The organism is Nostoc sp. (genome assembly GCF_036917235.1).
In the GTDB taxonomy this organism is placed as follows: domain Bacteria; phylum Cyanobacteriota; class Cyanobacteriia; order Cyanobacteriales; family Nostocaceae; genus Nostoc.
In genome coordinates, this window is sequence record NZ_JBALDU010000033.1 from 187396 (window position 1) to 213333 (window position 25938).

Below are 25938 nucleotides of genomic sequence, written 5' to 3' on the forward strand. Positions count from 1 at the left end.
TTGTTTATAATGATACATAATTCTTGATCCTTTCAGCTACTAATTGTTGATAAGTAGTTCCAATAGCTGTATTCAAAAGGTTTTTTGAAGAACAAATAAAGATATCTTGAGAATATCTTTATAAAAAATCAAGATTTTTGTCACAGAAAACACCCTTATCAATATTCATTTTTGCAAATCATGTATAAAACAAAGACAAAACGTGCCTCAGATTCTAGTATGCTCCTAATGATCGATCGCATTAACAATTTTTATGCTAAATCTGACTGGAAAAAATGCCCTTGTTACAGGTATTGCCAATAACCGCTCGATCGCTTGGGGTATCGCCCAACAACTGCACAAAGCTGGAGCAAACCTGGGCATTACCTACCTGCCGGATGAACGCGGCAAGATGGAGAAAAAAGTTGCGGAGTTGGTAGAACCTCTCAACCCCAGCTTATTTCTTCCCTGTAACGTCCAAGATGAAGATCAAATTAAATCTACTTTTGAGACAATCCGCGAACAATGGGGAAAGCTAGATATCCTCATCCATTGTCTGGCTTTTGCCAGCAAAGACGATTTAACTGGAGATTTTAGTCAAACCTCTCGTTCTGGCTTCAACACCGCCTTAGAAATTAGTACCTACTCGCTGGTGCAGTTAAGTGGTGCAGCTAAACCTTTGATGACAGAGGGAGGTAGTATCGTAACCCTCACATATTTAGGCGGTGTTAGGGCAATTCCCAACTACAACGTTATGGGAATTGCCAAAGCGGGGTTAGAAATGAGTGTGCGTTACCTGGCTGCTGAATTAGGTTCGCAAAATATCCGCGTAAATGCCATCTCCGCAGGCCCCATCCGTACTTTGGCATCTTCAGCAGTGGGTGGCATTTTGGATATGATTCATCATGTAGAAGAAGTAGCTCCCCTACGACGCACCGTCACTCAGTTAGAAGTAGGCAACGCTGCCGCTTTCTTGTGTAGTGATTTGTCCAGCGGGATTACCGGACAAATTCTCTATGTAGATGCAGGATATGAAATTATGGGAATGTGACGCGATAAAGTTAGGACTTAAGAGTTATGAATTTTTAACTCCTAACTTCTAACTCCTAACTCTTTTCACTCCCCATGCAAACAACCAATCGCCAAGTTAATTCAAACTACGATCGCTTAACCCAAACCCCTCGCATTGCCACTGTTCACCGCACCACTGGTGAAACTAATGTGCAAGTTACCATCAACCTGGATGGTAGAGGAACTTGCACAGCAGCAACAGGTATTCCGTTTTTGGATCATATGTTGCATCAAATTGCCTCCCACGGGCTGATTGATATAGATGTCCAAGCCAAGGGAGACTGGGAAATTGACGATCATCACACCAACGAAGATGTAGGCATTACTTTAGGGCAAGCTTTTAACCAAGCACTAGGCGACAGAAAAGGCATTGTCCGCTTTGGTAATTTTCTTGCACCACTGGATGAAGCCTTAGTTCAGGTAGCGCTAGACTTTTCTGGACGGCCTCACCTCAGCTACGGCTTGCAAATTCCTACTCAGCGGGTAGGAACCTATGACACTCAACTGGTGCGAGAATTTTTTGTGGCACTGGTAAACCATAGCCAGATGACACTGCACATTCGGCAACTGGATGGCATTAATTCCCATCACATCATTGAAGCGACATTTAAAGCTTTTGCAAGAGCAACACGCCAGGCGGTGGAAATTGACCCCCGACGTGCTGGCTTAATTCCCAGTTCTAAGGGAGTTCTATGAAAAGGAGTCAAATTGGGCATTGGAGGTTGGGCATCGAAAAGAGGCAGAGATGTGGAGGGGCAGAGGGGAGAAAACTTACTACAACTTCTCTTCTCCCCTGCTCCCCTGCTCCCCTGCTCCCTTGCTTCTTCCCCAGTCCTCAGTTCGCGATAATTGACACACAAGTTGTTGGTGGTTATTATCAGCCTACCGGGTAATTTTTAATTAATACCAAGCTGATAAATAGTGATTTAACCGAGATGAAGTCTGTTGCAGATGACCCTAATTCTCAACTTAATACGACAGACACTCCGCCAGTAGTCCTAACTTCTGAGTTGCGAAAAGTCTATCGCACCGGTTTTTGGCTAAATCAAAAAGTCGTATCTCTCAAAAACTGTTCTTTAACGGTTTACAAAGGCGAAACCTTTGGGTTGTTGGGGCCAAACGGTGCTGGCAAAACCACCCTTTTAAAATTATTGCTGGGAATTATTCATCCCACCTCTGGACGAGGATCGTTGTTGGGTAAACCCATAGGCGATCGCAGTGTTAAGCAACATATCGGCTATCTACCAGAAAATCCCTATTTGTATGACTATCTCACTGGCTGGGAATTTTTGCAGCTAGCTGCTGGGCTATTCCAAATTCCCCAAAGTGTCCAACGCCAACGTATTCCCCAACTCTTGGAATTAGTGGGTTTATCGCAAGCCGACGCTCGTAAAAAGCTGCTGCGTCGCTATTCCAAAGGAATGCTACAGCGTGTTGGTATGGCACAGGCACTAATTAACGAGCCAGATTTAGTTTTTCTGGATGAACCAATGTCTGGTCTCGATCCGGTGGGGCGCTACCAAATGCGAGAAATTATCCTGGCGCTCAAAGCCGCAGGCAAGACGATTTTTTTTAATAGCCACGTTCTTAGTGAAGTAGAACAGATTTGCGATCGCATTGCCATCCTCGCTCAAGGTGAACTAATTTGCTCTGGTTCCCTCAATCAACTCTTGGGCGTAAACAACACATATCAAGTAAAAGGTCAAGGTGGTGACTCGGAAATTCTCAAAAAATGGATACCCACTCTCATATTTGAGCCTGATGGTTCCTGGCACGGTACACTACAAGATGATTACTATGATTTTCTTGCCAGTCTTCGTCTCATGGAAGGTAAAATTATCGCCATGAACTTGTCACGTCACTCCCTAGAAGAATTTTTTATTCAACAGATCCAAAGAAAAACAACTCATTGAATTAGTCTTGTTGCCAAATAGGAAATTGTCGACTGGCTTGAAGAACAAAATCCAAATTCTGTCTTTTTAAGTTATCTTTGCCCAACACAATCCACAAAAAATAAAATTCCGACATTTTTTGAAGGTTATTTGTATTTATTTAATGAACTTGTTCCTAATTTTAGTAGTCCCTTACTACTCATCGCAGATTTTAAATGTCATCAAATTAACTTTGACAAAAAAACTTTATTCGTGACTACTTGATTGTTGGCTAAGAGACAATTTCTTGTAAAAACTGGGTTTAGTTGCGTAAATCCTATATTTTTTGATATTACTCTATTCAAGCAACATTAACTTTAAGCTAACTTCACTAAAAATTTAAGTTCAATAAACAAATTTCCTCCGGAAAATAACACTTTTCTAGGAAAATAAGAGTGTCGGGGAACTTGAATATTTAGGTATAGTCAAAATAAAAATGTTTAGACAGTACTTTATTGATTGTAGTTTCAGAGTCTCAGGTAAATATGCTTAACAAAAGTTTGTCTAAATTCCTAATTCAGCCAGCTGTAGGTATGGCTTTGTTAACTGCTGTCAATGCCGCTGTGTCATCTGCCAGTCTAGCTCAGGGACAACCATTACCACCAACTACACAACCACCAATCACACAAACACAATTAGATACTAATTATTCATTAGGAGGCGGCGATCTCATCCGTGTAAATGTATTTGAAGTACCTGAATATACAGGTGAATACCAAATTCCCCCAGGTGGAGCAATCAACCTACCTTTAATTGGCAGTGTGTCGGTACTAGGGCTAACAACTGAACAAGCTTCTGACGAAATAGCTAGAAGATATGCTCGCTTCCTCAAACGTCCCTTAATTTCAGTCAATCTGTTGTCTCCTCGTCCCATCAATATTTTCGTTGCTGGAGAGGTGACACGTCCTGGAGCTTACACTCTAAGCTTGAGCGGAGGCGCCGGGAACAATCCAGGCGTACAATACCCGACTGTATTAGCCGCATTAACAACAGCACAGGGAGTGACTTTAGCTGCGGATGTTACTCAAGTTCAATTACGGCGTAGAATAGGACGCTCTTCAGAACAAGCCGTCACCGTCAATTTAAAGGAACTCATTCAAACAGGCAAGTTATCGCAGGATATTACCTTGCGGGATGGAGACACTATAGTTGTGCCAACAGCAACAAACTTCAACCTAGCAGAATCTCGCAATATATTTGCAGCTAACTTTGCCGCCAGTCAAACCACGCCCCGCACAGTAACAATTATTGGTGAAGTTAACCGTCCTGGTTCGTATCTTGTCACCCCAGGTAACACAGATAGCCAAGTGGGCGCAACCCCTAACAGTGGCACTGCCAGTCCCACTGGTTTACCAAATGTGACACGGGTAATTCAATTAGCTGGCGGAATTACAGCACAAGCTGATGTGCGTAATCTCAAGCTACGCCGACCTACAAGAACTGGCTCAGAACAATCTATAGATATTAATCTTTGGCAACTATTACAGAGTGGTGATGCCAATCAAGACATCATTGTGCAAGACGGAGATACAATTGTTATTCCGACGGCAACTGAAATTAACCCCGCAGAAGCGACTCAATTAGCTACCACTACTTTGTCTCCTACACGGATTCAGGTTGGTGTGGTCGGCGAAGTTAAAAAACCAGGTCTAACAGACGTTCAACCAAATAGTTCTTTAAATCAAGCTATACTCGCTGCTGGCGGATTTAATGATGCCAGAGCTAGTAGTAAGGCTGTTGATTTGATTCGCCTCAACCCTAATGGTTCTGTCACTAAACGTATAGTAAAAGTGGATTTCTCGGCTGGGATTAATGAGCAAACTAATCCTATACTCCGCAATAATGACGTTGTGGTAGTCAATCGATCTGGTTCAGCTAAGACTGGCGATACCGTCAATACTATAACTGGACCTCTAGGTGTTATCTTTAATCTTTTGAACTTATTCGGACTCTAGTTTAAGAGATAGATGCAAATTGGGGACGTTGGCTAACCGTCTTCGTCCCTAAAATTGCGCTATCCTTTAATCAAAAGCAAGTTAAACACAGCAGATGTTACACAAGGCATCGCTTCTTGCAAATTGTGTTTTATAGCGGCTTCATACTGTTACGACAAGTCTGCTATGGCCGCTCTCTTGTGATTTGCCAATGTTCTAAGCTATCTGACTACTTCTATATATCCGTCCTTATAATAATTTTAAGTAATATTACTCGTAGAGAAATACTAGAAACTTTAAAACTCTTACTGTAACTTCATAATGTGCATTGATAGACTTTTGAAATCTTTATTGTAAGTACTCGGATTTCTTATGATAATGAGAATATTTTAGAAAGCAGATTCTGTAAATACTAGTCAATAACTGCTTTTTAGTCATTTATTGATTCTTATTATCATAAGAATTATTTAAGTAAATTAACTAATTGATGACAGATATACTATTTTAACCACAGATACCGCGTATACACAGTAGAATGATGTCGAATTGGAAATGACGCCATTTGTACGGTTGCTTGGTGTTCGTGAATAGGGTAACTCTGGATACTGATATTTTTCATTCAGTGATCTTATCAGATGTTTGCGATTTTTTGGAACACAAGCTCAAAAGGTGGTTCAGCCATATTTACGCAAAAATGCGCAGGTTTAAACTTATAAAACCGTGTATAAACTTACAAGTGGCAGTGATACGACCGTATCCAATACTGGGTTATTAACTAAGGCTAGAGTTACTAACCGTTAACGATTGAGTTTTTGCAACATACCCTATTTTTTCCCTATGATGATTCATGGTTTCGGTTTTCTCAGTTTGAGCGCATCTCTTGTACTTCCCTGGGCATTAACAGGTCTGGTTCAAGGACAGAGAATAACAGAGTCTTTATTTAAAGATGTTCCTCAGCCATCCACTATTAAGGAAATACCACTACCTAATCGCAAGCTGATCAGTGGTATTTCAACTGCAACAACATACTATGTTAGTGGTAACGGAAACGACAGAAATAGCGGACTCTCTACCTCATCCGCTTTTAGGACACTTCAAAGGGCAGCAAACCTTACTAATCCTGGCGACACGGTATTTATTATGAACGGGCAATACAAGAATGGGCCCAAAAACGGTGCTGTACTAGGTATTAAACGTTCTGGAACTGCAAATGCATGGATTAAATATAAAGCATATCCTGGGAATTCTCCAAAAATTCAGCACAATACATGGAATGGTATCTCGATTTCAAATGGAGCTTCATATATCGAGATTAACGGGCTGGAGGTTATAGGGAACAATGCTAATATCACCCGTGATTATGCGTTAAGTCAGAAATATAACAGATCAAATCCGCTTACTAGCGGAAATTGCATAAGCATTGAAGGAGGAAACAAAGGCCGTTCTCATCACATAAATATTCTGAACAACAAAGTGCATGATTGTGGAGGAGCAGGTATCTCAGCAGTCCAAGCTGATTATGTGAAGGTGGATAATAACGCTGTTTTCAATAACGCTTGGTACACAGTTCATGGTTGCAGTGGCATTTCCATGCTTAATAATTGGAGTTCTGACAACAACCAGGGATACAAGATATTTGTAACCAATAACAGGAGCTACAACAATCGAATGTACGTTCCTTGGATTGGTTCCGGAACGATCTCAGACGGTAATGGTATTATTGTTGATGTTTCAAAAGGATATAGAGGACGGGTTTTAGTTGCGAACAATCTCACCTACAATAATGGCGGTTCAGGTATTCATTCCCACGATAGTCAGCATATCGATATTATCAACAACACGGCATATTTTAATCAGCAAAGTCCAGAAGTTAAAAAAAAGGGAAAGGGCGAAATTTATGCGGGTTATTCGTCTGATGTCAAAATTTTCAATAACATTATGTATCCTTCCCCTGGTAATGCTGCGAATAGCAATATGAAAAATGTCAACGTCAATTATAACTACAATATTTATCCCAGTAATTCGACGATCAAGATTACAGGATCTAACGATATGATTGCAGATCCACAGTTTGTTAATGCCTCAGCTCGTGACTTTAGATTGAAATCAACAAGTCCGGCAATTAATAGTGGTTTAAAGTGGAGTAGTTTGAAAACCGATTTCCTAGGCAATCCTCGTGTATCCGGTTATGCACCCGATAGAGGAGCATACGAAAATCGGTAGCAATTAAAAGTATGGCATTGGGTTGTATGGAAAAGTTCTTATTTATACAGATTTTTTGTCTACAACCCAATTGGAAACGGGCTAGGAAGAGCTACAAAGGAAAACAAAACGCTATAGTCCGACCGCAGAAACAAGCAAAGCAGAATACAGATGCGGGAATTATGTACGGCTACTGGAGAAATAGACCTGAAGTATTTGGATAAATCAGGGTTTTGTGCATGGAGTTACTTTCGAGGCGAGCAAAAACCCTAATAAACCCAATTAAATTGGAGTGGCAATACCTGAAAAAATCGGACTACCATCCAGAAAATTATCTATAGCTCCTAATATAGCTTTTCCTATACTGGTAAAGATATACCTTATCCTATCTAGGATCGCTACATAATTATAAGTCCGGTTAATTACTTATTATTTCAAACTTATTGCGTCTTGGCATCAGTCTTTATTAATAAATATTTATCCGGACTTGATGTAACTCCTAAAATAATTTTTTTAGAAGCTTTATTTCTTCGCCAGTCCCTTAAGCTCTTTTGTCAACTCTCTTGGTTTAAAATATTCGTGAGAATGATATCGATAACTACTAGATTCATTTTTATCAATGACTCCATTGACTACTAAACCTAGAACGTTGTAACTGGATCTCTCTAATATCTCTTGAGCAGCATTAGCACTGTTGGAATCAATTACTCCGGGTCGGGCTACTAACAAAATACCATCAGTCATTTGGCTTAAAGTCAAAGCATCGGCTGCCAAAAGCAGTGGAGGAGCATCAATAATTACAAAGTCATACTTGTACTGAGATGAGAAATTCTCAATGAGTGATGCCATCCGTTTTGAGTCAAGCAAAGCAAGTGGGTTGGGAGGTCTAGCCCCAGCAGTTAAAACATCAAGGTTGTCCATTACCTGAGATACGGCAATTTCAAATTCAGCCTGGCCTACAAGAACCTCACTCAAACCAACTTCATTGGTTAGTTGCCAGAGATGATGCTGAGAAGGAACTCGCATATCTGCATCAATTAGTAAAACTTTACGTCCTAGTTGAGCGATCGCTGCTGCTAAATTCGCTGAAACTGTAGACTTGCCTTCTTTAGGAATTGCACTAGTTATTACAATAGTTTTGAGCAAATTATCTGAACTTAAGAATTTCAGATTTGCTTGAATCATCCGATACATTTCACTGGCTAAAGAGTGGGGAGTATCCCTGACGGCAACTATTTGAGATGTGGATTCTGCATTTAAATCACGGGAACGAAGCTTTTTAACAGATAAAGGAACAATTCCTAGCAGAGTATATCCAAATACATCTCTAATTTCTTTAAGTGTTTTTAGAGATCTATCTCTCATAGCGAGAAAGAGTACAGTTGTGGTGGCAAAAAATAAACCGAACATGACTCCTAGCACCAAGACAATTATTTTTTTGCCTAATGTAGGATCTTTGGGCACTAAAGCCTGAGCAATAATTCGGGAACTAGGGGTATTTGTATTTTCAACTAACTGTAATTCTTGAACCTTTTTCAATAGAGTTTGATAGGTCGATTCTGCAACTTCAACTTTTCGTTCTAACTCCCGCTGGTTTTGTGCCAACTGGGGTATAAGTTTCACCCGCTGTTCATAAATGACACGAGAATTATATAGAGAGGAGAGTCTTTGAGTTAAGCCAAAACGTTGTATTTCTGATTGCAGAAAGTTTTGTATCAGGCTTTGTCTGAGTTCTCCAATCTGCAATAGGCTTGTGGGAACTTGTGTTTGATTGCCAACAGTCTGACCAACTTGCTGTTGCAAGAGAGATTTTAAATTAGTTTTTTTTGCTTCTAAGTTAATAATTATAGGGTTGTCATCTAGAAAACGGCTGCGCTCAACCGCTAGCTGCCGATCAGTCTCTTGGAGTTGTGTAAGAATTCCCTGTACTGCTGGTGACTGACTGAGGGCACTCACTGCGATCGCTTCCTGAGAATTTAACTCTACTTTCTTCCGCAGTTCATTGGTTTGGGCATTTACCTCATTCAGTTGAGCCTTGACAGTATTCATCTCATTGTCTAGATTTCCAATAGTCGCAACAGCTGACCTTGTCTCCTCGGATAAATCTGCAATCTGATGCTTTTGTTTAAATATACGTAGCGCTACTTCTGCATTATCGACAGCAGCTTGAGTCGTAGGAAGTTGCTTCGCCATAAACTGACGAGTCGCTCCTGCCTCAGATCGATTTGTCAGAACATCATTTTCTAAATAAAACCTCATAACTGTGTTGACTACTGCCGCTGCTTCTTCAGGATCGTGACTGCTATAACTAATACGCAATACATCTGTCCCGCCAACAATTTTTAGGTTCAGGGCTTTTTGTAGTGCTTTCACCTCCAGAGGTTCACCTTCCTTGTCTTTGAGTTTTAGTTTGTCTATTGTCCGTTGCAACAAAGCTGGGGAAGAAATAACTTCTATCTGACTGCTTATGGGATTTTGAGTTGCTACCAATGGTTTCAAATCTCCTGAGTCTCCTCCTTCAGAGGTACCAGGGGAAAGATTATTGCCTGCTACTTTAAAACTGGGAACTCTGAATAACAGTTTTCCTTCTGCTTCATAGTCTGGCTTCAGAAATTGTGTAGATATAGCACTTAAAATAACTGTCGCCACAAATATACTAAAAGCAGGCACCCACCACCGTTTCAATATCAATAAGTAACGATTAAGGTCTAAATCAATAGATTCTCTAGATTCCATAGATTTTTCTGACATAAATCTTCCAAAGTACAGGTCTTAAGCAAGAAACTCAAAATTGACTTATAACAGTCACAAACCAGTGCAATTTACAATACTGATTATGTATAATTTTACAATATAAAATATAGTATAGACCAATACGGTTCAGTTAAAGCTTAACTCTATATCAAAATCATTTTTTAACGAACCGTCAAAGACGCAAGAAGTGCTTAACTGAACTGTATTGTAGTATATATTTAAGTTAAAAATTTAGTCCCCATGAGTACAAATTTGTAACTGTGGTGTGTATACCTTTATTAAGGAAAACCTTTGTTAATTTTGGGATTTGAGGTGAGTTAACTACCTCCTAACTATAACTGCCCTCCCATAAATCAACCCTTTAGTAACAGGACGTTCAATTAAAAGTTTTTTGCATTAGCCATCAACCATTAATATTCATTCAAATTTATTTCTGGATTATCAAAGACTTGATTTTTTACTTGGATATTATACGGCTATATTCCTTAGTCAGATCAACTATCTTAGCCAAAGGCAAAATTTCAAAGTCAAGTAAAAAACTTGATCTTTAGTCAGTTTGTAATTTTTGACCATAAACATCTACTCATTACTCAACTCACTTACTTAATATGGTAATTATGAAAGTTAAAGTAGCTACCTACTTTGCCAAACTTTATCGTAAGCATCTAACAGTTTTGGAGCTTGATATTGCCATTCAAGAATCTCCTCCATTCTGCGTCGCCCCTCGGCTCCGATCTTTTGTCTGCGTTCAGGAGAATCTAGAAGTTCCAAAATTTTCTCGGCAAATTCTACCTCGTCGTTAGGCTTGGCATAAAGAGATGCTTCTTGTGCAGAACGTCTTCCCTCTCGCAAATCAAACTGGACAATTGCTTTTCCCATTGCCATGTATTCAAGGATTTTATTCATGGTGCAGTTTTCGTTATAAGCAGATGTTGGAGAAGGTTCTACACACACGTCGCAGCTGGAAAGTCGCTCTAAAAGTTCTTCACCTTGCTTAAATCCTGTAAATTCTACAAACTCATTCACTTCTAATTCTTTGGATAAGTCCTTGAGCTTTTCTGCCATAGGTCCACTACCAATTAGCATAAAGTGAATATCAGAGCGATTTTTTTTGTGGACAATGTAATATACCATTCTCAGGAGATAATCAATACCCTCTGGTTCTCCCATGACACCCATGTAACCTATCAAATAGTTTCTACCTTTACGGTAATTGGGGTTTGGAGGCATTCGGCGAAAGCGCGAAAGATCCGGCGCACTACGAACTACAAATACTTTCTCTGGTTTCTTGTGCCCACGGTTAAGAGCTACCTCTCGGTGTGACTCGTTCGTTGAAATTACCATGTCTGCTGTGGCATAGGTCAAGCGTTCAGCCCAGCGTAATCCATGATAAAAAATATCGCGCCGCCGATACTTAGCTTCATACATTTCCGGACTGAGGTCATGATGATCAAAGATAATAGATATACCATGAAATAATTTAAACCATGCTGCTACCAAGAAAAGTAAATCGGGCGGATTACAAATATGTATGACATCAAAACCACGCTCTCGCCATACCCTTTGAGCTAGACGGAATTGCCAGTTAATCGCCCAACTGTATTCTCGGAGATAGCCAATGACAGAACTTTCTTCCGGTGGTAGAGGATGACGGTAAATGTGAATCTGCTCAATAATTTCGTAATCTTTATCAAAGCCATTACCTGTAGGTGAAATTACGCTAACTTCATACCCAGCTTTTTGCAAAGTAGTTGCTTCCATCCATACCCGTCTATCAAAGGGAACTGGGAGATTTTCTACGATAATTAGTACTTTCTTCGGTGATGCCATAATAATTTCAATTTTTAATTAGTTTCGCAAGTAATTATTCACTCAGTAAAATGGTCAAAACCCATAATTTATGGGTGATAGGCAGGGAAATATGAAACATTACTTTAGTAAAACACTCACTTGTCAAGTCTAAAATATACCTTATTTATGTAACCTATAATCATCCTTGGCGAAACTGGGTTGGACAATAAATATGTATGTCTACATCATAATAGCTATCAGTTTTGCTGTTACTAGGTGGTTACAGTTATGTTGATTAATCATCTGATTTTTAATTCATCTTTACATTCTGAACATTCTGACTGAGAGAGATGCCGCCACATAGAGTATCCAAGTCAAACTATTTGATTCCATCAAATTAGACTCAGTGAGGCTAGATAAGATTACAAATGTCATGTGTATAAGTGGCCAAATATCGAATGCTGTTTTACTACTACGCACCCAAGCAAATCCTTGCAGATAACTGCGCCAAAATCCTAAAAAGAATACTCCTAACCCTAAAAGACCCAGATCTAGGCAAAGAGCCAGATAGCCATTGTGGGGGTGGCTTGGCGTCCATCCAGCTGCAAGCCAAACATAGGCAGATTCGCCACTCCATCCTTGCCAGAATCCACCATAACCATAACCAAACCAAGGATGTTTCCAAATCATATCAATTACTAATGGCCACAACTCTGTTCGACCCGTCAGCGTCGCATCTTTGCCAATTGCACTGAACAGGATATCAGCATCGTTAGACAACCAAAAATATAAACTTTGGCTAATAGTAGCTATGATTATTAAGGTTGGTACCATGAACTGGTATGACCAGCGCCAAATTTGAAAAGCAAAAAATGTCAATATGAGAATTAATAGATTAATTAGAGATGAACCTGAAGACGCAAGGAGTAAAAGTAGTGCTGACAAACAAAACCCACCCCAAAAAAGCCAATTACGTCTTTTATTTTGATAACCAAGGATAAAAAAAGTTATACTACTCGTTACCATTCTTGCTCCCAGACCGTTTTTGTGCGTGAATACTCCACGCCACTTTGAGCCACCCAAATCGCTCTGTATCCCATATTTAGGCAGTGCTATAGCAAAAATGCAACTAAGTATAATAATAATTGCAAAGTTCCAAGCGAGTAAATGTAACTGCTGTTTTAAGCTATATCGCGAAGCAAAATATAGTCCAAATAAACTGGAATTAATGAGGGCAAAACTATTTTTTAATGTTGTTGATGGTTCAAAAGACCAAATAATAGAAACAGCTGCCAATAAAATTAAAGAATAAAGCAAAAAGCTTTTACTAAGTAAATAAAGAGTTTTCTTCCAACGCAGAACTAGTAATACTACGGTAACTGCGTAGATTAAAGAATAAATAATCCGTATGACAGAGCTATCATATTCTACTAAATCGGTCTGTCCTGCTCCTCCTGACAGTACAAGAACAAAGATTGCCCCTGAATACATCAGTAAGCTCGCAATTGTGAATCCCTGTTCTGCAAAGATTAGTATTTTCCTCATAATAGTTTAACTAATATTTGTTTTGCATATTCAGTTCTTTATAATAAACTTGAGTTGTTTGAGAGGCAATATTTGACCAATTTAAATCTTCCTGACAACGAGCTACTGCCGCAGTTTGCATACGTTTTTGTAAATCGCGATCGCTTAACAAATAAATAATGGCATCTGCTAAAGATTGGACATCACAAGGTGGAACTAACAACCCATCTTTTTTATGCTGAATTATCTCACTTAATCCCCCTACTTCAGAGGCTACAACCAGTGTCCCCATCCCATAAGATAAGGCTGCTACACCACTTTGAGAGGCTTCTATGTATGGTAGAACTGTCACTGTACTGCGTTGAAATAGATTACTTACTTCTTCAAGGGGAATAAAGTCATTGATAATTTCGTAGCGTTTCTCATCATAACCATTAGGGAAATATTGTTTGATGTTTTCTCCCCGTCCAGCGATAATCAGCTTTATTTCAGGTATCCGTTCAGCAATTAAAGGCATAGCCTGAAGTAAATATTTCAATCCTTTGTATGGCCAGATGCGTCCAAAAAATAGTAATGTATTTGGCTCACGAGTCTGACTATTCTGCTCACCCCGACGCTGATACAAACTACCAAGTTCCCCATGTGGCAAAACATTGACTCGCTCTTGAGGTATACGAAATTCTTCAGTTAGAACCTTTTTTAGTTGATGAGTATGGACAATCAATTGTTGGGAACGATAGAAGGCAATACGCCTGGTATACTCTGAACCGAATACAGCCATGCTATCTCCTGGGTGACGGAATATATCGTGGATAGTTGTCACCAATGGCGGCATTTTGTTGAGTAACAAAGTCCAATCATACCAAGGATCGTTAGTTTCTTGCACGTGCAAGACATCTGGCTGTATGTCTTTGATAATACGCATCATCGCGTACATGGACAATAAGTTGCGTGGGTCGCGAATCCGTGGTTTTTTAAAGCTAATTACGCGGATACTGGAATCAAGAACATTGCTATAGACCTTTGAGACTTTTTCTGGGTGAATTAGCGTTAAATCAACATATTTAACCAGACTGTTTGCTAATTCAATGGTGTAATCTTCAAAGCCAAAATGTAATAAAGCAACCTTAATCATAATTAAAATTATACCCTCATCTTAAATTATTGATTTCATCAATTTTTATGAGTTAATGATAAGAATTTATCGGAAACTAATTACTGTGATTTTAATAATTTTAACCATAAAAAACGAAACCCTCCAAAGGCACGAATACCTAAATAAATCACAAATAAAGCATACGCACAAGTTGAAATAATTAGAGTTAATATAAAGTCTAAGTTAAGCTTTTGTAATAATATTAATATAGGTAGCATTAAAATAGTTATTATTAATGGTCTGCGGATAATTCGCCATAAATTTAATGGAAATAGGCGAGTATAGGTGAAATAAATATACTGGCTAAAACCAGAAATAGTCATTAATAATGCCATTAAAGCTGCACCTAGTAACTTATAGTGCGAAACTAATATCACACCTCCTAAGCTCCCTAATGTAGTGGTAATAACTACTTCACGTAGATTCACTATCTCGAAACCATTGGCCACAAGTAAGTAAGTCAATGAGCGGGTAAACGGCAAAAAAACGAGTGATGCAGCGCTTATAATAAGAGCTATATTTGCTTCAGCAAAGCTAGCATTATAGAGAAAAACTAATAGATCTTTGCCAAATAATAAGATTCCAAGAAATAAGGGCAATGCGATGATTAGTAGGATTTCGATAATATTTTCAGCTATCTGCCTCTGCTTTTCCCGTCCTTGCTCTACTGCCTTTGAAAGTCTTGGAAATATTGCTAAACCTATACTGTTAGCAATAATCATAAAGGGTTGTAATAATTGTGTTATGCCGCCAAATAAACCTACTAAAATCTCATTTCCTAACAATGAAAGGATCAATATTTGAATTCTGCCACTTACTACAGCTATTGCTTCAATAGCAAAAAATGTACGTGCACTTTTAATTGTATTAAAGACAAAACTCCTATCAATTTGCCATTGCATTTTTACTAACCGAGCGATAAAAATCCATTCAATTACCAAAATTAGTGTTTCTGAAAAAACTAGGATCGCGCCCAAATATTCAATTCCATATTTTAGTTGCATCGCCCAAATCATTATTATTAGGCGTAAAATATAGACTGGCACTGTAGCGATCGCAATCAGATGCATCTTTTCTTTCGCTTGAAAAATTGCCTCTGTTATATTAGAAAGCGCAAAGGGAATGATAGTTAAACCCATTATGTAACAAACAGTCGAGGTTTTGGAACTATAGGGAAGTAAAAATACTACAATTACCAATGCCGCATAACTGAAAAAACTAAATATTAACTGTAGGCAAGTACCACTGATTAAATAGACTGGTGTTTTTTGTGGTTCCCGAGCTAGTTCTCTAGTAAACAATGTTTTTAGCCCTTGTGAAGCAATGCCCACAAAGATAAAATAATAGCTATATGCTAGTAGATACTGCCCTAAAGCTTCAGCTCCTAGAGTACGAGCAATAGAAGCGGTTAATACAAAAGCTGTAACACTTTGTGCTAACCGATTGAGTATCATTGAGAAGGAATTACTTATGAATTTGTACTTTTCTACCATTCTTAATAATTCTTAATTCAGCTTAATTCTTTTATTTTGAGTCACCAGGATTTTTTGTCGGATATATCCTTATAGATTTTTCGAGAGCATCCTCAAACAAAACAAGTAACTAATTACTCAGTAATGTATAAAGTAGAAAAATCTAAATTTAATTTAATCCGCTATAAATTAAACTGAACACTGCAATAAATTTATCGATTGATACGGAAATTAAATTCAATTCTATAATCCTAGCCGTCATGCTATAGATTTTTTTTTGTTAGTAAGCACCATCTTTTTTCAAAACCACCATAACTGTTTTAAGGAGAATTTCAAAGTCTAACCCAAGGGACCAATTTTCGATATAGCTAATATCTAGATGAATCACTTGTTCAAAATCTAAAATATCTGAGCGACCTGAAACTTGCCAAAGACCTGTAATACCAGGTAAAATTTCATGCCGAATAAAATGGTGTTCAGAAAACTTTTCGACATCTCTGGTGGGTAAAGGTCGAGGTCCTACTATACTCATTTCTCCAAGGATAACGTTAAAAAGTTGAGGTAATTCGTCTAAACTGTAACGACGGAGAAATTTTCCAACACGGGTAATGCGAGGATCATCTTTAATTTTAAAGATAATTCCATCTTTTGTTTCATTTAAAGCTTCTAATTCTTTCTGTAATTTTTCCGCATCAGACCTCATCGTTCTGAATTTCCATACTTTAAACTGTTGACCATGTAAACCTATACGCGTTTGTCTGTAGAATACTGTGCCTGGAGAGTCAAGTTTTATAGCTATAGCTATAGCTATATAAACCGGGAATAATAACATTACAAATAAAGTCGCAAAACAAAAATCACAACTACGCTTTATCCAAAAATCTTTACCTGTAATTATCGGACAATCCAAACTCAGACAAGGCATTCCCCCTATTTTGTTGAATTGTACGTTTTTATAAATTGGTTTTAATTCCATCGGTAAAATATGTACTTGTATCCCAGATGCTTGAAATAACCAGCACAAAAACATTCTATTTTTTAGCGCATCCCAAGATATAAAAACTTCTGTCACTCCTAGTTGATTAAGCTGAGACAATGTTTGCTGACGCTGATATCTGTCTAGTGAATTAGCATTCGCCGTTCCAGATATAATGTAATGCTTTTCTTTTTTTATAAAACTCGCAATCTGCTCATGATCTTGAGGATCGCAAATAATGAAAACAGAAGAACGAACTATTTTTTTCTGCTTGCGTAGATATTCAAGAGTAATATTTACAGCGTATCTACCAGTACAAACAAAAAATATACTTAGCAACCAAGGCAATAATATTAACCTTGGACGCGTGATATCAACAACTGGTTTATACAAAAAACTAACTAAAAGGATTAATCCATGAGCAAAAGTTAGCGACTTGACAATATTGAAATAGTCATAGCGTTTTTGACCTTCTCGATAAATACCTTCTATAGCTAGCGATCCTATTTGAATTCCAATAGCTGTTAAGATTGGTAAATAATGAATCGGTATATACCAATAAAAATGTCCATAAGTAGATTGATATGCTGCTAAAACCCAAGCTAGAAATAAAAGAGTGCAGTCTACTAAGAATAATGTTGTTAATCTCAACCACCATGAACCCTTACGTACCGTGACAAATGTCGATGCACGTAAATCCAAAGGTACTTCACTGAATTTATTTGTTGTAATGCTTTGATTACTCATAGTTAGGAACACTTGGTGTAGGTAAAATTTGATAGGATCTTAGATATACAAGAGAATTTGGGGATCTTACTATTTTTATTTGCAAAGAAAACTTGACTTTTTAGTCTAGTCTTAACAATTTTCTTCGGAGTAACTTTAAGTTCTTTATCAAAAACATCCTCCAGGGTCGGTTTGAGTGCCGTTACTACCGAAATTCCTAGGTTTGATTGCAGCTTATAATCACAATTTTAGTCTGTAAAAATTAATGAAAAAAAGTATTTATTGTCCAACTTTAGATTAGTAATTAATCAAAACCGCTGATGTTAACAATTAAGCAAGTAGGCAAAATAAAAATATTATAGTTTTTGAGGTTACTAATACATCCATCAGCTGAATTAATTATGTATATCGCAGATATGTTGGAGAGTTTTACTTTATTCGAGGTATAGAATGATTGATATCACCTCAAAGATTACTCTAGCATATTTATTTGGACTGATTCAGCTTTGAATATAAAGTTGTCTTATTGGATTGATTTTTTTTACGCATAATTACTGATTAACAAAACATACACACAATTTATAACAAAATGCATTAAAAATTTGATATTTGTAACAAAAGTTTACATCCTTGAACATTTATGGTTAAACTTGAGTCAGTTTTATAGACTATTTCTAAATGAAGTTTTAAAAGGGCAACAACCTTAACGACGATACCGTAGTTTAGAGTAGAAGACTGATGTTACAAATGTAGTTGGATTTTCTAAAGTTAGCCTAAATTCTTCAAAAAAATAATATTACGACTTTACATTAATTTTATATAATTAGAGACAAAATGAAGATTTTGTAAAAACTATTTTTCATTCAGTAGATTTTACTGAGATAGGATAATGTACTTTTATAATTGCGTGTAAGTGTTTGTGTTTGTTGGCTAAAACAAAAATTTGATTTTCTGGATTCAATTGTAATAATTTAGAGTTTCATTTCAATCAATAAAACACGGGGTGAAAGTATGGTGACTAGTAAATTAGATATATTAGATCGATTGGGCAGGTTTTTAACCAGTAAAAAGTGGAGTTTCTTGACAGATTTGCGTCTCAACAATTTAGAAGTTAATAAAATTTTACGAGCCACAAATGATTCGGAAATAGGAAAAGCACAGACAGAAATAAACAATTTATCTGTTTCCGAGAAAGATTATAGGAATTTTATAAATTCAGATGTACTGAGTAAATATAATCAGCTTGATTATATCCATTCCAAGCCACTTGAATATCTGACGACAATGACTCTGTTAGATTTGAAAGAGGGTGATAAAATACTCGATGCTGCTGGTGGTGAAAAAGCTGAATATATAAAGGCTTTAATGGCAGTTTCGAAGTTCAAATTGAATGCTTACTGTCAAGACTCTTTATTGGACGGAAAAGTCACAGATGGAATTAAGTACATTGGTGGCTCTATTGATGCGATCCCTCTCCCCGATGAATCTTTAGATGGAATTAGCTGTCATCACTCTTTTGAGCATTTTCGAGATGATTTGGATATTAAGTTTATTAAAGAGGCAGTACGTTTATTGAAAGTGGGCAGAAAACTTGTCATTGCACCGCTATTTTTAACTAACGAATATGCAGAAATCTGGAACAATAAACGGATTCAGAAGCCCAATCTTGATAAAGCAATCACAATTTTTGACAATACTGCAAGCTTTGCTGGATGGGGTGCATATGAAGGCTTTGCTAGAACTTATAGTCCTGCTGCATTTAAAACAAGAATTATTGATAATTTACCGAGCAACTGCTATGCAAAAATCTACAAAGTTATTGTAGATGGAAAACCTGTGCCAGACCTCCAAAAAAATTATCATCAACCTCTGCTCAATGCTGAAATGAAGGCGCTGGTAATAGTCAAAAACTAAATAGCAACTTTTGAGTTTGGTAAGTGTTCTAGCTGTTTGTAATTCCTTAGAGTCCAAACAATTAGTAGGGGTGCACAACGTATCTGTGTGCTCCTAGCGTCTGTATCATTAAAGATTGCTATATGTCGGTTATGTGATAATTAATAGTAGTTATGCTCATTTTCTAAAGATTGGGGGCTTTATTTGCTCATATCTTTTTTAGTCATAAACCTTTAATTATTTACATCCTCATAAACTTTAATTATTTATGCCCACTGGAACTTAATATAGAAAATGCAGATAAATAGTCAGACATCAGAATATAAGCAAAATATTACCTTAAATACCTTAACTAACATCATCGGCAATCAAGTTTTACAGGAATTGAATGATACCCAAGTAGTTCATTATCAGGATCTGTGCATTCATCAAATGTTTGAGATGCAAGTGGAGCGATCGCCCCAAGCCATTGCAGTAGTATGTGAAAATACACAACTTACTTATCAACAGTTAAACCAGCGGGCAAATCAACTAGCGCACCACCTACGTTCTTTAGGCGTTGGGCCAGAAGTACTTGTAGGTATATGTTTAGAGCGCTCTTTAGAGATGATTATAGGACTACTGGGCATTCTCAAAGCTGGAGGCGCTTATGTGCCTTTAGATCCAGCATATCCCTCAGAACGTTTAGCTTTCATCTTGGAAGACACCCAGACACCAGTATTGTTAACCCAAGAAAAATTGGTCAAGAACTTACCACCGCATCAGGCGCAAGTGGTTTGTCTGGACTTAGACTGGCAAGGGAATATTCAAAATAGTCAAGAAAATCCTGTAAACCAAACTACGGCTGATAACCTCATCTACGTAATCTACACATCTGGTTCTACAGGACAACCCAAGGGTGTAATGATCCCTCACCGTGGTATCTGCAATCAACTCCACTGGAAGCAAACAACTTTTGGATTAACTCACGCAGACAAAGTTTTACTGACTATTTCTTTTAGCTTTGATCCCTCAGTATGGCAGATATTCTGGCCATTGTGCTTTGGGGGGCAATTGTTCATAGCTTGCCCCGGTGGACATCAAGATACAGCCTACCTTGTGAAGGTGATTATTGAGCAGCAAATCACAGTTCTGGCTTTAGTACCTTCCATACTGCGTGTCTTATTAGAAGAAAAGGGAATTGAAAATTGCCGATTCATCAGACACATTACCTGCGGTGGTGAAGGTTTACCTAGCGAACTGATAGAACGCTTCTTTGCCCAACTGAATTTGGACAATGTTTTACATAATTGTTACGGCCCGACAGAAGCTTCTATTGATACCACTTTCTGGAGTTGCCAACGTGCTACTAATTATGCTATTGCACCCATTGGTCGTCCGATTACCAATGCAGAGATTCACATCCTCAATGAAAATTTGCTGCCAGTGCCTGTTGGTGAATCAGGTGAACTGCACATTGGCGGTATTGGTCTAGCGCGAGGCTATCTTAACCGTCCAGAATTGACCACAGAGAAGTTTATTTTCAACCCTTTTAGCTCTGAACCTGGGGCACGCCTTTACAAAACTGGGGACTTGGCACGTTATTTGAGCGATGGTAATATCGAGTTCCTTGGTCGGATAGACTACCAAGTTAAAATACGTGGCTTCCGAATTGAATTAGAAGAAATTGAAGCCATACTAGCTCAACATCCGGCACTGACGCAGACTTTAGTCATAGCCAGAGAGGATGTGCCTGGGGACAAGCGACTCGTGGCATATTTTGTTGCCAGTCCAGAGCAAATTCCTAGTCAGGCTGAATTGCGTCGCTTTTTGGAAACTCGGTTGCCTGAATACATGGTGCCTAGTTTCTTTGTATTTTTGGACACTCTGCCATTAAATCCCAACGGTAAAATAGACCGCCGCGCCTTACCTGCACCGGATACATCTGATATTAGGCTGTCAACTAACTTTGTTCCACCTCAGAATTCGACAGAAGAAGTTTTAGCTGACATTTGGGCGAAAGTTTTGCGTCTGGAACAAGTAGGTATCCATGACAATTTTTTTGAATTGGGAGGGCATTCACTGCTGGCCACTCAAGTGATGTCTAGGGTTCGCCAAGCTTTTCAAATAGAAATATCGTTCCAACTCTTATTTGAGAATCCCACGATCGCTACTTTAGCTCAAGCGATGCCTATGGCAACCCGTTCGCGTAGCGTCTCCGACAGGAGAAGCGGGAATGCCCAAAACCAAACTCCAGAAAATGCTCCCCCAAATCAGACTATTCCCCAAATAGTGAACCGACAATCAGCCCCTCTATCCTTTGCCCAGCAACGAGTCTGGTTTTTGGAGCAGTTGGAACCCAACAGCCGAGCGTATATTGTCTCAAATGCACAGCGCTTAACGGGTAAGTTAAACCTGGGTGTATTACAACAGTCACTAGATGCAATCGTTATCCATCATGAGGCATTACGAACCAACTTTATTACATCACCTGATGGTAGCCCCATACAAGTAATTGGCACGCCTCGGCCAGTGGAACTCAAAATCATTCAGGTAACAAAGGAGCAAGTAGAATTTCTCCTAAATCAAGAGGTGCAACGCCCCTTCAACTTAGAATCTGACTTGATGTTGCGAGCTACTTTGCTCCAGGTAGACGAACAGGAGCATATACTCTTGTTAATGATGCACCACATCGCCTCAGATGGCTGGTCAATCGGTATTCTCTGGCAGCAGTTAACAGCGCTTTATGAAGCATTTTTGAGCAGTAAGCCTTCCACATTAGCAAAATTGCCCATTCAGTATGCAGATTTTTCTGTGTGGCAGCACCAATGGCTATCAGGTGAGGTACTTTCCAAGCAAATTAACTATTGGAAAACCCAATTAGCAGGTGCTAATACTGTACTGGAATTGCCCACCGACCGACCACGGCCACCAGTACAAACTTACCAAGGAGCAGCCCAATCTCTGATGCTACCGCAAACTTTGAGTGCATCACTCACAGAACTCTCGCATCAGGAGGGTGTCACTTTATTCATGACATTAGTGGCAGCCTTTGGGACAATACTGCACCGCTACACTGGGCAAGAAGACATTCTTATCGGTTCTCCCATTGCCGGACGTAACCGTTCTGAGATTGAAGAGTTAATTGGATTTTTTATTAACACCGTTGTTTTACGGACTGATTTTACTGAGAACCCCAGTTTTCGTTCAGTGCTAAATCGAGTCCGCCAGATGGCATTAGCTGCTTATGCCCATCAAGATATGCCCTTCGAGAAACTGGTAGAAGAACTGCAACCAGAGCGAGATACCAGTCGCAACCCACTATTTCAAGTGTGGTTTAATATGCTCAACTTAAGGGACATCCAACTGGAACTACCTGGAGTGGCTATCGAACCAGTATCGATCCTAGAAACAGCTTCTAAGTTCGACTTAACCCTTTACGTTACAGAACAAAACCAAGGAATCCAACTTGATTTAGTCTACAACACCGATCTGTTTACTTCAGAACGGATGATGGAAATGCTTCATCAATTCCATCACTTGCTAAATCAAATTGTTGCTGCTCCAGAGAGGAAAATTAGTTTGTATTCCTTGGTGACACCAGAAGCACGACCTCTGCTGCCAGAGCCAAGGGCGGTTTTGCCAGAACCACAGTATGAATTGACGACAACAATGTTTACCTCTTGGGTAAACCGTACCCCAGAACATTCATCACTTCGTCAAGGAATTCGCACTTGGAATTATGGGGAATTGGGCAAAATTGCTCAAACCTTAGCACAGGTTTTGTTATCTCACGGAGTAGAGCGGGGAGATGTCGTAGCCGTATATGGTACACGCAGCTTTGGGCTAATTGCCAGTATGCTAGGCGTACTCTTGAGTGGCGGTGTGTTACTCACCCTCGATCCAAAACTTCCCAGCCAACGCCAGCGGCTGATGTTACAAGAAGCTAAAGCTAAATACATATTATATATTGATGGTCAGCGCCCAGAAGACGAAAAGATAGGGGAGTCTTTAACTAGCATCTGTGTCAACCCAGACACAGGAGAAGTTATAAATTCCCAAAAGAGTATTGAAGCAGTAAATCTACCTGAAATCGCTGCCGACGATGCAGCTTATATTTTCTTTACTTCCGGCACTACTGGTGTACCGAAAGGTGTGCTGGGGTGTCATAAAGGGTTGGCGCATTTTCTGAACTGGCAGCGACAGGCCTTTGAAATTAATCAGCAAGACCGCGTTGCCCAATTAACTGGTCTTTCTTTTGATGTCGTTCTTAGAGATATTTTCTTACCTTTAACTAGTGGTGCAACCCTATGCTTGCCAGAAGAAGAGGATAACTTAGAACCTACGAGAATTCTGCGTTATTTGGAAAATGAGCAAATTTCTGTACTGCATACAGTTCCGTCGCTGGCGCAATTATGGTTAGCCAATGTGCCGTCAGGAGTCTCTTTATGTAACTTGCGCTGGTTGTTCTTGGCTGGAGAACCTTTGAAAGAAACCCTTGTACTTCGGTGGCGGGATGCTTTTCCAGAATCAGGGGAAATTATTAATCTCTACGGCCCGACAGAGACAACTTTGGCGAAATGTTATTACCGAGTACCTGTTGAGTGTAGCCCTGGTGTACAGCCAGTAGGATTGCCCCTGCCTCAAACTCAAGCACTGGTTTTCACACCAAATCACCAACCATGCGGTATTGGTGAACCGGGCGAGATTGTAATCCGAACTCCATTCCGCAGTTTGGGCTATATCAATGCCCAGCAAGAAAACCATTCTCGGTTTGTCAATAACCCTTTTCGGAACGATCGCCAGGATTGGCTTTATTATACAGGCGATCGCGGATGCTATCGTCCAGATGGCTCTCTAGAAATTCTCGGTCGCCGAGATCATCAAGTCAAGATCCGAGGGATACGCATTGAGCCAGGAGAAATTGAAACGGTGTTAGCCCAACACCCAGATGTACTCCAGACTGTAGTAATTGCTCGTGAAGATGTTCTTGGCGATCGACGTTTGGTAGCTTATATTATACCGAATCAAGACTCAGCAATTGCAATTACTGATATCCGTAGCTTCCTCTCGACAAAATTGCCACAGTACATGGTACCTTCGGCTTTTGTCTTGCTGGACACCATGCCCTTAACCCCCAATGGCAAGGTAGACCGTCGCGCTCTACCAGCACCAGACTTATCGAGGCAAGAGCCAGAAGCCAGCTTTGTTGCTCCCCGCAATGAAGTGGAACGCCAGTTAACTCAGATTTGGGAACAAATTTTAAGTGTCCAACCCATTGGTGTTAGGGATAACTTCTTCGAGCTAGGAGGACATTCTATCCTAGCAGTAAAACTGTTTTGGCAAATTGAAAAGACATTTAGTAAAAACCTGCCGCTTGCAATTCTTTTCCAGTCGGGGACTGTAGAGGCTCTAGCCAAGATAATCTCTCAAGAAGAAGATTTAACAACAAACTCGGCTTTAGTAAATACCTTAGACCAATCAAAATCTAGCTGGTCATCCCTAGTAGAAATTCAACCCAACGGTTCCAAGCCACCTTTTTTCTGTATTCACGGGCTGGGTGGAGAAGTCTTATGTTTCCGTGAATTGGCATTACATCTGGGGACAGAACAACCATTTTACGGATTACAACCACGGGGACTAGATGGAAAAAACCCTCTCTATACCCGCATTGAAGATATGGCAGCGCACTACATTCAAGAAATTCAGACCCTTCAACCTCATGGCCCTTATTTTCTCGGAGGTTATTCCTTTGGGGGTACAGTTGCCTTTGAGATGGCTCGGCAACTCCAAGAGCAAGGCGAACAAGTCGGCATTTTAGTTCTGCTTGATAGTTGTCGTATAGGTTATAGCTGGCAGGTGTCATTTCTCAAGCGAGTTTTTTTGCATTTAAATAATATTGTTCAACAAGGGCCTAACTACGTTTGGCAAAAGATTGTGAGATGGAGTTATTGGCGTCAGCAAGAACTGCAAAATACATATAACCGTTACTTGGAAGACGTACTTCATGTACCTGAGACTGACAAGCATTTAAAGGTTATAGATACTAATACTCAAGCCCTTAGCGACTATATTTTTTCACCTTACCTTGGTCGAGCTATTCTTTTGCGGACAGAGGATAAAAATCGGGACGAAGCTATAGGCATAGAATACGATCCTCAATTTGGCTGGCGCGACCTAGTAGTTGGAGGATTAGATATCCATTACCTTCCCGGATCTCACCTTGACATACTTAAAGAACCCCATGTACAAGTGTTAGCTGAAAAATTGAGAAATTGCTTAACTCAAGCGCAGTCTCAGATTCCAAAAAATTAATTTGAACTTTTTTGTTAGTTCACCTTCGCACAACTCAGCACTGCTGGGTTGTTTTGCCATTTCTTGGTCTAAACTTGAGAAAGTGGTAACTACGATGAGATAATTATTCTGTGGAACTGGAATATTGGTAAAAATCCAATAACCAAAAGACCTGACCGATTTAAGAATGCGATGAATGTTGCTAGTGTCACAGATTGAACAGAGGGAATGATTGTGGCACTGAAGGCTGGAATGA

General features: G+C 39.2%; 13 protein-coding genes. 7 read left to right on the plus strand and 6 right to left on the minus strand.

The annotated features are described in order from the left end of the window. Positions 1-253 precede the first annotated feature (253 nt). The 5 genes from fabI (at position 254) to V7K44_RS11240 (ending at position 7138) form a co-directional block, all read left to right on the plus strand. Positions 254-1030, plus strand: a complete 777-nt coding sequence (fabI, locus tag V7K44_RS11220) for an enoyl-ACP reductase FabI (protein WP_334931378.1) — start codon at positions 254-256, stop codon at positions 1028-1030. Between the two features lie 74 nt (positions 1031-1104). Next, positions 1105-1746, plus strand: coding sequence for an imidazoleglycerol-phosphate dehydratase HisB (gene hisB / locus V7K44_RS11225; protein WP_322639263.1), 642 nt, complete (start codon positions 1105-1107; stop codon positions 1744-1746). Between the two features lie 239 nt (positions 1747-1985). Continuing rightward, entirely contained in the window at positions 1986-2963 is a 978-nt protein-coding gene (locus tag V7K44_RS11230) for an ABC transporter ATP-binding protein (protein WP_334931382.1), read from the plus strand. Between the two features lie 503 nt (positions 2964-3466). Further along, positions 3467-4936 carry an SLBB domain-containing protein gene (locus V7K44_RS11235; protein WP_334931384.1) on the plus strand — a complete coding sequence of 490 codons (1470 nt, stop codon included), beginning with the start codon at positions 3467-3469 and terminating at the stop codon, positions 4934-4936. Between the two features lie 816 nt (positions 4937-5752). Then, positions 5753-7138 (plus strand): right-handed parallel beta-helix repeat-containing protein, encoded by a 1386-nt coding sequence (locus V7K44_RS11240; RefSeq protein WP_334931386.1) that lies wholly within the window; start codon positions 5753-5755, stop codon positions 7136-7138. 501 nt (positions 7139-7639) lie between these two features. Here the strand turns inward: V7K44_RS11240 and V7K44_RS11245 are convergent. From V7K44_RS11245 to V7K44_RS11270, 6 genes are all read right to left on the minus strand, one after another. Beyond that, a complete protein-coding gene (locus V7K44_RS11245; protein ID WP_334931387.1) occupies positions 7640-9868 on the minus strand; it encodes a GumC family protein in 2229 nt (742 codons plus the stop codon). 636 nt (positions 9869-10504) lie between these two features. Next, a complete protein-coding gene (locus V7K44_RS11250; protein WP_334931388.1) occupies positions 10505-11701 on the minus strand; it encodes a glycosyltransferase family 4 protein in 1197 nt (398 codons plus the stop codon). A 282-nt stretch (positions 11702-11983) separates the two neighbouring features. After that, positions 11984-13207: an O-antigen ligase family protein gene (locus V7K44_RS11255; RefSeq protein WP_334931390.1), complete on the minus strand. Its 1224-nt coding sequence runs from the start codon at positions 13205-13207 to the stop codon at positions 11984-11986. A 10-nt stretch (positions 13208-13217) separates the two neighbouring features. Beyond that, a complete protein-coding gene (locus tag V7K44_RS11260) occupies positions 13218-14321 on the minus strand; it encodes a glycosyltransferase family 4 protein (RefSeq protein WP_334931392.1) in 1104 nt (367 codons plus the stop codon). Between the two features lie 80 nt (positions 14322-14401). Further along, positions 14402-15835 (minus strand): oligosaccharide flippase family protein, encoded by a 1434-nt coding sequence (locus tag V7K44_RS11265; RefSeq protein ID WP_334931394.1) that lies wholly within the window; start codon positions 15833-15835, stop codon positions 14402-14404. Between the two features lie 259 nt (positions 15836-16094). Next, on the minus strand, positions 16095-17537 hold the full coding sequence (locus V7K44_RS11270; protein WP_334931396.1) for a sugar transferase: 1443 nt from the start codon (positions 17535-17537) through the stop codon (positions 16095-16097). Positions 17538-18527: 990 nt separating this feature from the next. Between V7K44_RS11270 and V7K44_RS11275 the strand changes: the two genes are divergently transcribed. Both V7K44_RS11275 and V7K44_RS11280 read left to right on the plus strand, forming a co-directional pair. Beyond that, positions 18528-19430 carry a methyltransferase domain-containing protein gene (locus V7K44_RS11275; protein ID WP_334931397.1) on the plus strand — a complete coding sequence of 301 codons (903 nt, stop codon included), beginning with the start codon at positions 18528-18530 and terminating at the stop codon, positions 19428-19430. Between the two features lie 273 nt (positions 19431-19703). Then, on the plus strand, positions 19704-25703 hold the full coding sequence (locus V7K44_RS11280) for an amino acid adenylation domain-containing protein (RefSeq protein WP_334931399.1): 6000 nt from the start codon (positions 19704-19706) through the stop codon (positions 25701-25703). The last annotated feature ends 235 nt before the right edge of the window (positions 25704-25938 follow it).

Excerpts from the sequence above, each read along its gene's own strand:
- V7K44_RS11255 (WP_334931390.1), bottom strand. The coding sequence starts at position 13,207 with ATGAGGAAAATACTAATCTTTGCAGAACAGGGATTCACAATTGCGAGC.
- V7K44_RS11265 (WP_334931394.1), bottom strand. The coding sequence starts at position 15,835 with ATGGTAGAAAAGTACAAATTCATAAGTAATTCCTTCTCAATGATACTC.
- fabI (WP_334931378.1), top strand. The coding sequence starts at position 254 with ATGCTAAATCTGACTGGAAAAAATGCCCTTGTTACAGGTATTGCCAAT.
- hisB (WP_322639263.1), top strand. The coding sequence starts at position 1,105 with ATGCAAACAACCAATCGCCAAGTTAATTCAAACTACGATCGCTTAACC.
- V7K44_RS11250 (WP_334931388.1), bottom strand. The coding sequence starts at position 11,701 with ATGGCATCACCGAAGAAAGTACTAATTATCGTAGAAAATCTCCCAGTT.
- V7K44_RS11260 (WP_334931392.1), bottom strand. The coding sequence starts at position 14,321 with ATGATTAAGGTTGCTTTATTACATTTTGGCTTTGAAGATTACACCATT.
- V7K44_RS11270 (WP_334931396.1), bottom strand. The coding sequence starts at position 17,537 with ATGAGTAATCAAAGCATTACAACAAATAAATTCAGTGAAGTACCTTTG.
- V7K44_RS11230 (WP_334931382.1), top strand. The coding sequence starts at position 1,986 with ATGAAGTCTGTTGCAGATGACCCTAATTCTCAACTTAATACGACAGAC.
- V7K44_RS11275 (WP_334931397.1), top strand. The coding sequence starts at position 18,528 with ATGGTGACTAGTAAATTAGATATATTAGATCGATTGGGCAGGTTTTTA.
- V7K44_RS11240 (WP_334931386.1), top strand. The coding sequence starts at position 5,753 with ATGATGATTCATGGTTTCGGTTTTCTCAGTTTGAGCGCATCTCTTGTA.
- V7K44_RS11280 (WP_334931399.1), top strand. The coding sequence starts at position 19,704 with ATGCAGATAAATAGTCAGACATCAGAATATAAGCAAAATATTACCTTA.
- V7K44_RS11245 (WP_334931387.1), bottom strand. The coding sequence starts at position 9,868 with ATGTCAGAAAAATCTATGGAATCTAGAGAATCTATTGATTTAGACCTT.
- V7K44_RS11235 (WP_334931384.1), top strand. The coding sequence starts at position 3,467 with ATGCTTAACAAAAGTTTGTCTAAATTCCTAATTCAGCCAGCTGTAGGT.